Source organism: Halosubterraneus shenae, from assembly GCF_050510935.1.
GTDB lineage: Archaea > Halobacteriota > Halobacteria > Halobacteriales > Haloferacaceae > JBDGPU01.
The window spans coordinates 120,771-134,094 of sequence record NZ_JBNLVO010000006.1; the positions used below are offsets into that span (position 1 = coordinate 120,771).

At 60.2% G+C, this 13,324-nt stretch carries 10 protein-coding genes; 9 read left to right on the forward strand and 1 reads right to left on the reverse strand.

Annotation, left to right across the window (positions count from 1 at the left end):
* Positions 1–3 precede the first annotated feature (3 nt).
* Positions 4–186, forward strand: a complete 183-nt coding sequence (gene xseB / locus ACQE3M_RS14020) for an exodeoxyribonuclease VII small subunit (RefSeq protein ID WP_011222436.1) — start codon at positions 4–6, stop codon at positions 184–186.
* A gap of 645 nt (positions 187–831) precedes the next feature.
* A complete protein-coding gene (locus ACQE3M_RS14025; protein ID WP_049909612.1) occupies positions 832–1,116 on the forward strand; it encodes a hypothetical protein in 285 nt (94 codons plus the stop codon).
* 20 nt (positions 1,117–1,136) lie between these two features.
* Here the strand turns inward: ACQE3M_RS14025 and ACQE3M_RS14030 are convergent, their stop codons facing one another.
* On the reverse strand, positions 1,137–1,340 hold the full coding sequence (locus ACQE3M_RS14030; protein WP_004594541.1) for a hypothetical protein: 204 nt from the start codon (positions 1,338–1,340) through the stop codon (positions 1,137–1,139).
* Positions 1,341–1,479: 139 nt separating this feature from the next.
* Here ACQE3M_RS14030 and ACQE3M_RS14035 point away from each other — a divergent pair, with 139 nt between their 5' ends.
* From ACQE3M_RS14035 to ACQE3M_RS14065, 7 genes are read left to right on the forward strand one after another with little or no spacing between them, the layout of a single operon-like run.
* Positions 1,480–1,902, forward strand: coding sequence for a hypothetical protein (locus ACQE3M_RS14035; RefSeq protein ID WP_004594540.1), 423 nt, complete (start codon positions 1,480–1,482; stop codon positions 1,900–1,902).
* Between the two features lie 25 nt (positions 1,903–1,927).
* Positions 1,928–3,583 (forward strand): DUF8186 domain-containing protein, encoded by a 1,656-nt coding sequence (locus ACQE3M_RS14040; RefSeq protein WP_011222438.1) that lies wholly within the window; start codon positions 1,928–1,930, stop codon positions 3,581–3,583.
* Complete coding sequence (locus tag ACQE3M_RS14045) at positions 3,583–4,485, forward strand: hypothetical protein (RefSeq protein ID WP_011222439.1); 903 nt, start codon at positions 3,583–3,585, stop codon at positions 4,483–4,485. Before ACQE3M_RS14040 ends, ACQE3M_RS14045 begins: the two co-directional genes overlap by 1 nt.
* A complete protein-coding gene (locus ACQE3M_RS14050; protein ID WP_004594537.1) occupies positions 4,478–5,851 on the forward strand; it encodes a hypothetical protein in 1,374 nt (457 codons plus the stop codon). Before ACQE3M_RS14045 ends, ACQE3M_RS14050 begins: the two co-directional genes overlap by 8 nt.
* Before the next feature lie 6 nt (positions 5,852–5,857).
* Positions 5,858–6,871: a hypothetical protein gene (locus ACQE3M_RS14055; protein WP_004594536.1), complete on the forward strand. Its 1,014-nt coding sequence runs from the start codon at positions 5,858–5,860 to the stop codon at positions 6,869–6,871.
* Positions 6,868–8,952 carry a VirB4 family type IV secretion system protein gene (locus ACQE3M_RS14060; protein ID WP_004594535.1) on the forward strand — a complete coding sequence of 695 codons (2,085 nt, stop codon included), beginning with the start codon at positions 6,868–6,870 and terminating at the stop codon, positions 8,950–8,952. The genes ACQE3M_RS14055 and ACQE3M_RS14060 overlap by 4 nt, the downstream gene beginning before the upstream one ends.
* Positions 8,945–13,315 (forward strand): type IV secretory system conjugative DNA transfer family protein, encoded by a 4,371-nt coding sequence (locus ACQE3M_RS14065; protein WP_004594534.1) that lies wholly within the window; start codon positions 8,945–8,947, stop codon positions 13,313–13,315. The genes ACQE3M_RS14060 and ACQE3M_RS14065 overlap by 8 nt, the downstream gene beginning before the upstream one ends.
* Positions 13,316–13,324 lie beyond the last annotated feature (9 nt).

Here is a 13,324-nt window from a genome sequence, read left to right on the forward strand (position 1 = left end):
TCGATGGCAAAAGACACGGACATCAGGAGTCGGATGAACCGAATCGAAGAGATTATCGACCAACTCGACGCGGATGAGGTGTCACTTGATGAAGGGAGTGAGCTGTACGAGGAAGGGCAGGAGTTACTAACTGAAATCCGCGAGCGACTCCACGAAGGCCAGGGCGAGGTCATCGAGATCAAATGAGGAACGGCAGCGGTATCGACTGTCTCTCCGCGTTAACCAACAGCCTGCCGTTGTTCACGAGCTTGTTGGTTAAGGTCGCTAGCCACGGTTACCCTTCAGGCTTATCTGCGATGTCCTCCCATTTCGAACCGTTCGACGGTAGTTCCAATGTTCCATGAGACGGTTCTGATATTCGGCGTCTACCTACTCGCGTGTGGTGTAGCGTGGATCCTCCATGAGTCCGCACACTACGCCGTCCACAGGCTCTATGCGGAATCAGTCTCGTTCGGTGTCAATCGACGTGGCCCATACGTTGACGCCGTTTACGCCCCGTCTGCTCCGACGGTCGCTATCCGACTCGGTTCGATCGCGCCGACTCTCCTCTATACCCCTATTGTCGTACTCGGAATTGGAGCCTATCTCTCGTCGAATCCGGTTCCACAGTTGGATCCAGTCGGGTGGTCGCTTGTCGCCGTTCCTCTCGTGATTTTGACTTTTCCGACTGGTGCTGATATCCAAGCGTGTCTCAACGCCTCAGAATAGCGTTTCTTAACGTGTATTCGGTCGGCGTCAGACAAACACTTCATTAGTTACATAGTCAGATTTTAAGAAAGTCATTGGCCGTCAGTATTTAGTAGATAAGACGCAAGTATGTGCAAATGTATCATGGCACAAGCCAGTCCCCGCAGTACCCCCCGTGAAACTGATACGGACGAGCGGTCCTCCGTGTCAGTTGAAGCGTGGTTGGAGGCGGTCAGTAGAGAACTGGATCCCGCCGAGTGTGAGGACCTCTCCGAACTCGGCATCTACTCGATCCACGAACACAGCAGCGCCCGCACGATCACCCTTCCTGAGGATGCGGACGAGTTCGAGGACGCGACGACGGTAAAGCAGTACTATTTCGAGGGCGAGGATTGCCCGCTTCTCATCGTTGCTCCGCTGCAGGTCTAAGTCGCCCTGTGGGTCGCAGATCAGCAGTCGGTGTCATCTTCTTTGTGGTCGGAATAGAACTGGATGAGGTACTGGAATCGGCCTGTATCACTCGTGAATGAGTCGAGTTCTTCCTGTAACCACTCGTATTTGTCCTGCGGGATTCGCATATTGATTCGGGCCACATCGTCGCTAACATCCGAGTCGGAGTTGCTGGCGCTGGTTGCTGTGTCCGCGTCTGACATTAGTTCGACCCAGGCTATGCGGTCGCATATATCCCAGTAGAATGAGAACTTCTCTAGAGAACTTGGAGAACTTTGAAGATCTACAAATTCATTCAAATTTTCTGACCTCTTTTGGTCGTGCTATCCTTTCCCACAAACGATGTGTGCTAAGGTCCCCTCCGGCGAGACGCCGGCCAGTACTGAGGAATCGACGTCCGTCATTCGGATCATCCACAGGTCCATCGGCCCGATTCTGCTGGCGCTCCTCCCGCTGATCCTGTTCGTGGGGACGGCGGCCGCACAGTCGGATCCGGGGAGCGCATTCTGCGACTCGAACATGGCCGACACCATCCAGAACATCTTCACCATCATCCAGTTCGGTGGGCCGCTCATCGGCGGCGTCCTCGCGCTCGGCGCGACGGTGGCGATCCCGTTCACCCGTCGCTCGGACTGGAAGAAGGAGATGAAATCTGTCCGGAATCAGGGCCTGCTCTGGGGCGTGATCGTCGCCCCCCTCGGGACGGAGATCGTCCAGTTCATCCTGAACAACATCGTGGTCGGTGGCACGAGTTGTGGATTCTAACCACGCACCAGGATTCGCACTCGTCATGTCCGCCGTCCTCGTCGCATCGACAGCCGCCGTTCCAGTGGGCGCCCATCCCCCGAATAGTACTGACCACGGCGTTCCGGAGGAGACCTTTCACAAACTGTGGTCGGGGGATCAAGACGGTGCGACCGACGGTGCGAATCTGAGTAACGGGTCGGCGGTCGAGCAGCTTGGCGAGGGGACCGATGTCCCGTTCGATTCGCCCCCGCGTGCAGTTGAGCGATGGAACCGTGGCGACCACTCGGAGTTCCCGGCGACCAACAGCTCCGTGTCGATCCATCCACCAGATGCGGACCTCACCAGCGACCAGTTCATCAAGGAAGCCTATACTGAGGTGTTCGCCGTTCAGCCGTCCACCCGAGCGCGCCTCTCGTCGTCTAGACAGCCGCTTTACGTCGCTCCAGACGGGACGCTCCGCGGGACCGTCGATTACCGGGTGGCGGTGCCGCCTGACGACACCTCCGGCGATCGACGTGTCTACTGGAGTCTGGAGAGCCATCAGGTTGAGGAGACGAGACTCCTCGTCGACGGCGACGAGGAGACGACGGCTGGTGGTTCCCACACGCCGGCACTGTCGTACTCCTTGGATGGATACGCCGGCGAGGACCACCAGCTCACGCTCCAGGCGAATATCTCGGTCCGACTTCGGAAGGAGGTCGAAGTTTGTACCGCTCACAACGACGAAGGCGATTGTACCAACTGGGAGAGTTCCGTTTCATACCCGACCGAGACCGTCACGGTAACCGATTCCATCGAGGTCACGAAGTATGACCTCGCGGTATCAGGGTTCATCGCGGAGTATCCGAACGGTGATCTCGGCCTCGTCGTTTACAAGAACCAGCCGTGGCTCGGCTACCAGTTGCCCAACGGTGATGTCCGAGGTGTCTGGCGGTTCTACTCAGCCCGAGACAAGGACTGGGATACGCTGGTCTACAGCTCGGACGACGGACAGCGGACCGCCCACTCACCGCTCCATCCACTCCAGGTGAACGCGTACCCCATCGAGACGGGGCCGACGCCGTCGCCCCGCCGGAACGTGACGATACTGGATGTGTACGGGACGTCGACGTCGCCGCCGACGCTCCCGTCGAACGTTCACCTGGATGTTCTCACGGAGTCGTACACGGCCAGCTACGGCATCGCGACGCGGGCCACGACCGACGAACAGCCCGAGACTGTCCGTGCGTGGGGGCTCGTCAGAGGGGTTGAGGCAGAACGGCCCGCCGATGAGTTCGCTCGAATCCAGATCGACGAGAGCAACCTCTCTCTGGAGGTGGTGAACCAGACCGAAGATACGGTCACCGTCCGGGTGACCCTCCAGAACGCGAACACCGGCGCACCAATCAATACCGACGAACGGGACGGCTACGTCGTCGTCAACGGGCAGCGGGTGAACACGACCGGGAACGGAACCGTCACGACGACGATTGAACGTTCCCCTGGCGGTGTGTCGGCCCGATACGAACCCGGCCACTGGTGGCTCAATCCTCCCGGCTATACCGGCGACTCGGATACTGTCCTGCTGCAAGGCTCAGTGCTCCAGTTGGTGTCGACGCTGTTCCGGATCGGCGTTCCCGTCTCGCTGTTCCTCCTTGCAGTGTTCTTCATCGATCGGATTACAGGGTGGCGTATCTGGCCCCCGTGGAGGTCACTATAATGATCAGAGAACATTCAGAATCCCATGACCGGAATTCGGAACGGTGGATTAGTCGACGCCGTCTTTTGGCTTCGTCTGGAACAGCCCTGCTTGCAGGAGTAGCAGGGTGTTCCGGAACCGATGGTCCCGGCAACCAGACTGAATCCCCAACAGGTTCGTCCTCTACGTCGCCGTCTACAGATTCGGTATTTGAGGAAATCAGCTTCGCGGGACCCAACCTTGTGGTGACGCTGGCTGATGATCACGATGTCGACCAACTCAATCTGATTGGTCCAGATGGTACTACGTTCGAACAGTCAACCGTTGCACAGGGAGCTACAAGAGTCGAAATACAGATTGTCTTCAAGACTGGTGGGACGTACTCTGCCGGCGAGTACGAGTTAGTCGCCGTTTCGGGCGAGACATCTGAGTCGATGTCCCTGGAGCTTCGGCCCGATATCCAGATCGTCGATGTCGAACCGGAGTTCGATGAAGATGATGGCTACAGTAGCGGTCGGCTCTTTGTGACGGTCGAGAACGTCGGTACTGGTCCCTCTTGGGTGTATAATATTGGCTTCCGGAATGCGCCGTATCGGAACGCACCTGAGGTAATCGAAGGAGACGGCGTTGCTGATACCACGTTCGAGCGTCCGGAGGCGAGCGAAGAATTCCTCAGCCCCGGTACTGAACGGGAATTCCTGAAACAACGGGGTGTTCTCGTCATCGATGACAACGACGATGTCTCATGTGAGAGTGATACTGCAGAATTAACCGTTGTTGTTCAGACCCCACACGGAGATATTGAGCAACCGATTCGGGCGGAACTGTCCGGTGGATACCACATCGACGATCAAGGCGCAATCCAACACCCGTGTAAAGACGTCCAGATTGAACTACTGGACGGGGGTGGAGACAATGCGTAGTCCCGTCCGATTCCTAGTTCGCTCTATCTTCGTCTTTTTCGGGCTACTGACTACGGGCACTGCTCCGGTTTTAGCTCAAAGTGACGGAGGCAGCGATGGAGGTGCTCTTGGAGACATTATCATCAGCGCTATCCAAGAACTCCTTGAGATACTCTTCAGCCCTATAGAGACCGTCATAGAGAATCACGGTGATGCAGTCTTGCGGACAGTGGTGGGTACTCCCCATCCAGATTCGGTGTTCAATCAGCCGACGAACGCAGCGTGGCCCGGAATTTATGACTACTACTGGGAGATGATTATCCCGCTTTCGCTATCGCTGTACGGCCTCTCGATTGGAATCGTCATTTTCCTTGAATCGACGAGCCACTTGTTCAACGGATACCATCGCTCGAAGCTCAAGAAACGCGCCTTCGCTGGACTGCTCGGTATCTTGTCGTGGTGGTGGATCTCAGCGCTATCGTTGCGGTTTATGGATGCATTGGCTGGGTTCCTCGTCCCCTCGGTGTCAGAAATCTCGCTATTCCAGACGCTGTCGTTCACTGGGATGGGCGTGCTCGGCACGGTCGTCGCTCTCTCAACGAATTTGCTCCTATTCGTGTTGATCGGCCTGATTTACCTAGCGAGACAACTGGCACTCTACCTATTTGTGTTCCTGATGCCACTACTCATTGTATTCTGGATCCCTGGCGTCGGGCCGTTCGCCCTAGTCTCGAAATTCATGAAGAAGTTGGCCGGGTTCTACGTCCCTTTCCTGTTTATGACGGTTCCAGTTGCTCTCCTGTTCCGTCTCGGGGACATCTTGGGGACGAGCTTCGGCCCCTCAGCCGGTGAGTTCGGGGCTTGGTTGACGGCACTCGTTATCCCGCTTCTCGCCGTTGCCTCTCCGTTTGTTTTGTTCTGGCAGGCCGGGGCGTTGTTCTTCATCGCCGACAGGGCGGCCAGGCATATGTCTGCTGAGAAGGCCCGTAGTCGGTTGTCTAGAGGGCGTGAACAAGTCCAATCGGCCAAACAGGGTGGGAGAAACTTCGTTCGAGGAGTGCGCGATGAGCCCGCAGTCAAGAGCGGTGGCCAATACGTCTTGAACTCTGGTGATTCGAGAGCCCACTCTACCGGCCAACGACTCAATACGACTGGCTCTCGCCTCCGTGAAGCGATCACCGACGGCAGCGGTGGAGGGGGAGGAAACAGCGGAGGCGGAAACCTCGGCGGCGGAAATGATGATTCTACGGCCGGCTCCACCACCAGCGAGGATAGTAGTGGGAACGACGGAGGCGAGGAATTCGATCGAGACGATGCGTTCCGGGACCCCCAGACTCGGAACCGGAATCCAGATTCAGCAGATGACCCGCCACGCTATATCCACTAACAACCCATGAGCTCCGCAACTGACCCCGCGAAACGAATTCCGAAGTCACTCGGTACCGACACCCAGTTCCTCGGGAAGTACTCGCTGACGGACCTCGCCGTCGCCGGTCTTCCCGGTGTACTGGTAGTCCTGGTGACGCAGGTCGTTATCCCACCGTCACTCACCGTTCGTGGCATTCCGGTGTCCGCCCTCACGATCCCCCTCGCAGCGATTGCGATCGCCTTCGGTGGGCTGTTCGTCTACCTCACGCCCGGCTACACCAACAGTCTCGACTGGCTCGGTCTGTTCGTGAACTTCCACCGCAGCGAGACGGAGATCGCCCACGAGGAGGCGAAGGAGTACACTCACGTCGAGCGCGTCTACCCGCGACAAGACGCCATCGAGCGGACGGACCGGGCTCTTGTCGGAGCCGTTCAGGTGTCGCCACCGACGATGGCGCTCGCGACCGACGAGGAGTGGGCCCAGAAGGCGGAGGCCTTCCAGGACTTCGTCAATACGACCGTCGAGTTCCCGATCCAGATTTACTCGACGACGCAGGCGTTCCCCGCCGACGAGTACGTCGGGCGGTACGAAGACCGGTTGAGCGACCCGGACGTCAAATCGAACGAGAAACTCCAGGCGCTCATCGAACACTACGTCGACTGGTACGACCGGGAGCTGGCGCAGCGTCAGATGACCATTCGCGACCACTACGTCCTGATTCCGGTACGACCTGAGGAGGTCCGATACGAACGGGCCAGCCTCCTCGAAAAGCTCGCTAGGATCCCCGTACTGGGCATCCTCATCCAGATTGTCACGGCGCCGCCGGAGGAGGAAGAGCGAGCCGCGATGCTCGAGGAACTGGACGAGCGGCGCCGGCGGGTCGAGCGCGGCCTCCGCGGCATCGAGGGGTGTGACACGCGCCCCGTTGATGCGGCCGAACTCACCCGCCTCATCGCGGAATACTGGACCGGCACGGAAATCGAGTACGGCGACCCCGAACAGGTGCTTCGAACGTCCCCCGTCATCAACAAGTCATGATTGGAAACCTGCTGCCCTTCACCGGCTCGGATAGTTCAGAAACTGACGACGAGGCGACCGCAGACGAGGCCCCCGACGAAGAGGGGGAAGATGCTGAATCACAGTTTACCGTGGACTACGAGGCCGACGGTGAGGCAGTCGACGGCATCCCCGAGATCCATCAGACCGTCGTCTCGCCGTCGAGTATCGAGCGAACGCCCAGCGCCCTCCGGACTGACACCCAGTGGGCGCAGAGTCTGTGGGTCGGTGAGTATCCCGATGCTCCGATGGATGGCTTCCTCGAAAAACTGTACGCGGCCGCCGAGACCCAACAGACAGATGTCAGCATCCACATCGATCCTCGTGATACGCGAGAGACGTTGGATTCGCTGGAGAACAAGATCGAGGACCTCGAAGCCGACTACGAGTACCTGACCGAGAAGCATCGTGCGAGCGCCCGGGGCGTCGAGAAAGACCTCGAGGACCACCAGGAGATGTACGACGTCCTTCGGAACACGACGATGCAGGCGTTCGACGTCTCGATGTATCTCACGGTCAGGGGCAACGATCGCGAGAACATCGACGCCGAGTCGGTGTCGACGACAGCCCGACAAGCGCCTGCGAATCTGACGCCGGTGACGCCCCGGTGGTCACAGCTGAAGACGTTCACCTCAGCGAGCCCGATCGCCCTGGATCAGTTCAACGAGACGCTCGACAGCAAGACGCCGATGCTCGGCGGGGCAGTCGGCGCGATGTTCCCCTTCGTTTCCGGTGCGTTTGCGGAACCCGGTATCGAATACGGGACGTACGCGCTGAATTCGAGTCCACTCATCCTCGACCGATTCAAACGGCAAACCGGCTACTGTATGATGGTTATCGGCCGGCTCGGCGCAGGCAAATCCTTCGCGACGAAGCTCCGGCTCGTGCGGCGGGCGATGTTCGACGAGGATACGGTCGTCATTATGCTCGACCCGATGCGGGGGTTCGCCGGCGTCAACGAGGCGCTCGATGGCGAGCGGATCACGGTCGGTGGCCGGCGGGGGCTGAACCCGCTGGAAATCAAACCGACGCCCGACCACGTCCTGCAGGAGGTCGACGACATCGACCCGTGGGGCGAGCAGATCAACTGGGTGATGACCTTCTTCGCGACGTTCTTCGAGCACGTCGCAGACCATCCACTCGGCGAGCGCAACCAGACGCTCCGGCGGGCCGTCCAAGAAGCCTACGAGAAGCGCGGGATCACCCGCGATCCAGAGACGCACACCCGGGACTCGCCCACCATCCACGACGTCATCACGGTCCTCGAAGAGATGGTCGAAGACCCCGAGGAGTACGGCTACGTCACGGATGGGGAGCAGGAAGCCGTCCAGTCCGATGCTCAGTCGCTACTCAAGGACCTCCGACCGTCATTCCGCGAGGGCGGTGAACTCGAGAATCTGGCTCGCCCCTCCGAGTTCGACCTCGATTCGAAGGTCATCTACCTCGATCTCCACCAGGAGGAGGGGACCCGTGGCCGGGCGGAGACCAGCCTGATGATGCAGGTGCTGTTCAACAGCGTCTACGAGCGGGTCAAACAGACCGACAAGCGCGTCGTCTTCTGTATCGACGAGGCGCACTACCTGATGAACGACGCCGTCTCGTTGGACTTCCTGGAGACAGCCGTCCGGCACAGCCGCCACTTCGATCTGAGCCTCGAATTCATCACGCAAACGGGGGGTGAATTCGCGCTGACGCCGGAGGCACGCACCATCGCGAACCTCTGTTCGTTGACCGTCCTCCACCGCGTCAATGAGGAGAAAGAGAAGATCGCCAAGTGGTTCGACCTCAGCGAGCGGCAGGTGAACTGGGTTACCTCCGCGAAGGCCGGGGAAGACGAGGACGGCTACTCTGAGGCGCTCGTCGGTATCGACCAGGAGGGATGGTTCCCACTCCGAATTCGGGCAAGTGACTACGAGGCTCACGTTATCGACGGCGGCGCTGCGGACGTGGCCGAGCTTGAACCCGAGCCGACGACGAGCGTGACGAATCCAGATAGCCGACCCGCCGGAACGCGTGCCGACGGCGGTGAACCAACTAGCACTACCACTCAGGAGGATGACTGAACAGACCCCGTCAGAAATCCCGTCAGTGGCTAACGGCGACGAGTACATCCGGATCACTCCCTCCCGGAGCGATCTCGCGCCGGAGACCGTAGTCCGTCAACTGGCCGGCCTCCACGGCCTTGACGCTGGCAACGACGGACTTCTCGCAAGTATCGGTCCCTTCGGCGATCCGCCACCGGTGTTCGAGTTCCTCGCAGTGAGTGAGGGGGCAGACGAGCCGGTCGAGTTCTATTACGGGGCCGACCGCCGGTTAGATGCCTTCGAAGAACGCCTCCGGACGCTGTATCCTCCGACCGTCACGTTCGAGCGGGTCACCCTTGACTTGGAAACGAAGCTACTCCCATCGACAGCAGACCCGTCTCAGGACCACAGTGCCGGAGGTGACGATAGCCACGGAATGAACCCCAGGACAGCTGAGGAATTCTCCGGAGACCCGAATTCGGATTCAGAGCCCGTGACTCTCTTCGATTCGACGGGGCAGGAACCGGTCGGTGATGGCGGAAGTGTGCTGTCGGAGAGCACTATGTCGCAGGACGAGGACGAAGTCTTGTTCGAGGCCGATTCGAGTGACGAGTCCACAGCGGCTGGTCCGTCCGACTCCGAACTCGATGCCGATCACCAGCCGGCTCATACGCAACCGACCGTCGATGAGACGACCCCACTCGGAATCAGTTGGCACGGGCAGGCTACCCGGCGGGAAGACTGGATGACGACACTACCCCAATTCACGAATACGGAAGACGACGATGACGATCACGCTCGGGCCCCGCTCGCGTCACTCATCGATCAGCTGACCCGGGCCGAACACCCGATCGCGTTCCAGGTACTCTTTCAGCGGAAATCGGACTGGACGCACGAGGCACGAGAGCGCCAGCGGAAGCTCCGTGAAGGCGAAGACCGGGTCGTCGACTGGTTCTTCGGAGAACTCCTCGGAAACACAGAGAACGAACCACAGAGTCCGTCGAACACCGGGCGACAGCGTCGGTATCTCGACATCGGTGGGCGAGAGCGGGTCGAGGCTATCGACGAGAAGGAGCCACAGCACACGTTCACGGTGAATATGCGGGCACTTTCGCTCGTGACCTCCGACCGACAACGAGAGCGGGTTGACCATCGTCTCGATGATATCGGGTCGGTATTCGATCACCTGAACGGGCCGCACTATCGGCTCCGACCGAAGCGCATCCGCCGTGGGCTTCGAAAGGGGCGGCGAGCCAAGAAGCACGCCGACCGGGTACTCAACGCTACGTTGGCTACCAAGAGCGACTGGCGGAAGACCCGCCCCGATCTCGTCCTCGGGCCGGCTGAGTTGGCGAACTTCGTGGTCGTTCCGCCGGCAACTGACCTCACGACCGAGGGCGGGCGGGGGTCCGACGCCGAACCCGAGAGCCGGACGCCCCTGCCACTCCCGGCGCAGGACCACATGGATGCGTTCACGGACGCCGGGATGGCGATCGGCCGCGGTCTTGGGGAAGACGGTACGCCCACGTCGGAGCCGATGCGGATTCCCCCGCATCTACTTCCGTTCCACGTCGGCCGGTTCGCGAAGAGCGGCGCCGGCAAATCGGTCGCGCTTGAAAACGACGCCCTCTCGCTGTACGACCAGACGAACGGGCCAGTGTTCATCATCGACTCCAAGGGCGGGAATTTCCCCGAGAACTATATGCGGGCTCACGCGAAGCGCTTCGGCACCGACGACCTCGAGGAGAACGTCCTCCACTTCTCGGTGCCCGACATCCTGCCTGGCTTCGCGTTCTTCGACATCACGCCGGCATTGGAGGACGGCGTCCGACGCGTCGACGCGATTCAGGACAAGGCCGACCACTACGAGGAGCTCATCAAGCTCGTGATGGGGCCGGAGCGGTACGAGGACGCCATCGCCTCGCCGACGCTCATCAAGTACCTCATCAAGGCGATGTACGACGAGGAGTACGGCCTCGAAAACGGACACTTCCGGCAGGATACAAACTACTTCACCCACGACCAGTTTGAGCAGGCGGTGACCCAGTTCCACGCCGCCGGGCCACCAGATTCGACACCCGAAGATGCACCGCGAGCCAGCGACCCGCAGGTCGCCGAGAAACTGGAGCGACACCTGCGCTCGAACCCGGCGACGTTCTCGAACGTCGTGAGCGGCATCAGCAACCGGATGGACTACATCACGCAGGACGCCCATCTCCGGCGGATCTTCAACAATACCGAGTCACAGTTCGACTTCCGCGACCTCCTCGACGAGGACAAAGTAGTCATCTTCGACCTCGGCGATCTCCGCGACGAGGCCGCCCGTGTGATGACCGGCGTCATTCTGACGCAGCTCTACGATGCTGTCAAGCGTCGCGACGGCGACGAGCTGGCCCGCAAGCCAGACGACTACGTGGCGAACCTGCTCATCGACGAAGCGTCGTCGGTCGTCGTCTCTGATACGCTGACGACGCTGCTCGAAAAGGGGCGGGAGTTCCGGCTATCCATCGAACTCGTGACGCAGTTCCCTGAGCAGATGAAGGAGGCCGGCAACCGCGAGGTCTACCTGAACGTCCTGAACAACATCGGCAGTCCGCTCGTCGGGAAGATCGCCGTCGACGCCGACATCGCCGAGGCACTCTCACACGAGGCAATGGATCCCGTCGAGTTCAAGAATCGGATCAGTTCCCTCCCGCGTGGCGAGTGGATCGCACAGCTCCCGAGCCCAGAGTTCGGCGAAACCGGCCCCGACCCGTTCAGTATCGAACCCCTTCCGATTCCACCCGGTCATCCCGATAGCGAGCAGCCACTGACCGGGACGCAAGAAGAGCGATTCCAAGACGCCTTGGACGCCGTCCACGAGCATACCCGCGAGGAGTACGGGGTCGCCGGCGGGACGACCGTGGAGAGCCGTGACGCTGCGACTGACGTCGCTCTGGAGAACGCGGATGACCTACCGTTGGAAGTCGCGATGGCCCGTGCGATTCGCGCCGTCCAGCTGTCGAACGACGTACGTGAGACGAACGGCTGGGTCTCCGTCGAGGACGTCGATGAGGAACTGCTCTCGCGCATCGAGGAAGACACCATCGAGGCGCAGGGCTACGAGACACTACCAGAAGTGAGGGAGGCGTCCTCGCTCATCGAGGTCGATCTCCCGGACGGTGGTTCGTCGGTGCAGTGTCGGCTCACAGACGAGGGTGAGCAAGCAGCCGCGCCCGACACGTCGACATCACCGACCGGCGGGGGCGAGCACCACGATGCAGTCCTTGAAACGGTCGAGCAATCCCTCGCAACTGCGGGGTTCTCCGTGGAGGTCCTCGATCAGAACGGGGAGTCCCGCCCCGATGCCATCGCGACGCATCCGGATCTCGACCGGGAGCTCCAGGTGGAGGTCGAAACCACCACCCACGTCCGGCCGGCGAAGGTCCTCACGAACCTCCGGAAGGCCCAGGAACAGGAGCGAATCCCGCTGTTCGTCGTCGCAGACCACGACGATCAGCCGGCTGACGAGATTGCCGACCGGCTTGCGAAAATCCTCAGCGAGCCGCGAAATCAGCTCTCCTCCGGGGAAACACGGCTGTATACGATGAACCACAACGTCACATTCAACGGTGGTGCGCGAGCCGCGGATGGAGTGACGGCCGTCCGACCGGCCACTGGTGGTAGTCGCCACACCCGCTGGTTCGAGCGGGACGGTGCGTTCGTCCTCGAGGATAGTGCCGGAGACCAGCACGCCCGGATCGACTCCTTCGACGCTGTGTCGAAAGATCAGTTCCCGGCGACGTACAGCTACGACGCCGAGAGCGAGTCATACACCGTCTTTAGGCCGGGAGAACTTCCCGAGTCCTACGAGTCACGTGAGGCGTTCGAAGCGGATTGGGTACCTGTCAAGCGCCCGTTCGTGCCCAGTACCGACCTACCCGTTCCGGAGTACACGGATGATTCGTATGCGATAGGTGTCATCGAGGATGAGCAGAATCTCGAGCTCTACACTCGAGACTCTGACGCGACCAAAGACCTTGCTGGGCTCATTGAGGCGATCGAAAACAATGAACTCCATCTGGCAGGTGTGGAGCCAGACGAACCTGCCGATAAGCAATCTATGAAGCAGGAAGACCACGAGAACGATCCGTTCGGCATCCAAGCATTCGTCCGCGATAGCATCGTTAAATCCGGCGACGGGGTCGTCGCGGTCGCTGAGGTCTACGATGCGTACGAGCAATATGCGACGGCCGAGGAGTACGAGGTGAAGCCAAAAAACCGGTTCACACGTACGCTTCGCGACCACGTTGCGTTCGAGCGTGACAAGAAGTGGTTGGACGGTCAGACGCGACGCTGTTACGTCGGAATCGAGCTGGACGACGCCGGCGACCAGGAGGAACCGAATGATGCCAGTGCGTAGTCGTTTCGC

Coding starts and splice junctions, on each gene's coding strand:
- xseB (WP_011222436.1), top strand. CDS start 4: ATGGCAAAAGACACGGACATCAGGAGTCGGATGAACCGAATCGAAGAG.
- ACQE3M_RS14025 (WP_049909612.1), top strand. CDS start 832: ATGGCACAAGCCAGTCCCCGCAGTACCCCCCGTGAAACTGATACGGAC.
- ACQE3M_RS14030 (WP_004594541.1), bottom strand. CDS start 1,340: ATGTCAGACGCGGACACAGCAACCAGCGCCAGCAACTCCGACTCGGAT.
- ACQE3M_RS14035 (WP_004594540.1), top strand. CDS start 1,480: ATGTGTGCTAAGGTCCCCTCCGGCGAGACGCCGGCCAGTACTGAGGAA.
- ACQE3M_RS14040 (WP_011222438.1), top strand. CDS start 1,928: ATGTCCGCCGTCCTCGTCGCATCGACAGCCGCCGTTCCAGTGGGCGCC.
- ACQE3M_RS14045 (WP_011222439.1), top strand. CDS start 3,583: ATGATCAGAGAACATTCAGAATCCCATGACCGGAATTCGGAACGGTGG.
- ACQE3M_RS14050 (WP_004594537.1), top strand. CDS start 4,478: ATGCGTAGTCCCGTCCGATTCCTAGTTCGCTCTATCTTCGTCTTTTTC.
- ACQE3M_RS14055 (WP_004594536.1), top strand. CDS start 5,858: ATGAGCTCCGCAACTGACCCCGCGAAACGAATTCCGAAGTCACTCGGT.
- ACQE3M_RS14060 (WP_004594535.1), top strand. CDS start 6,868: ATGATTGGAAACCTGCTGCCCTTCACCGGCTCGGATAGTTCAGAAACT.
- ACQE3M_RS14065 (WP_004594534.1), top strand. CDS start 8,945: ATGACTGAACAGACCCCGTCAGAAATCCCGTCAGTGGCTAACGGCGAC.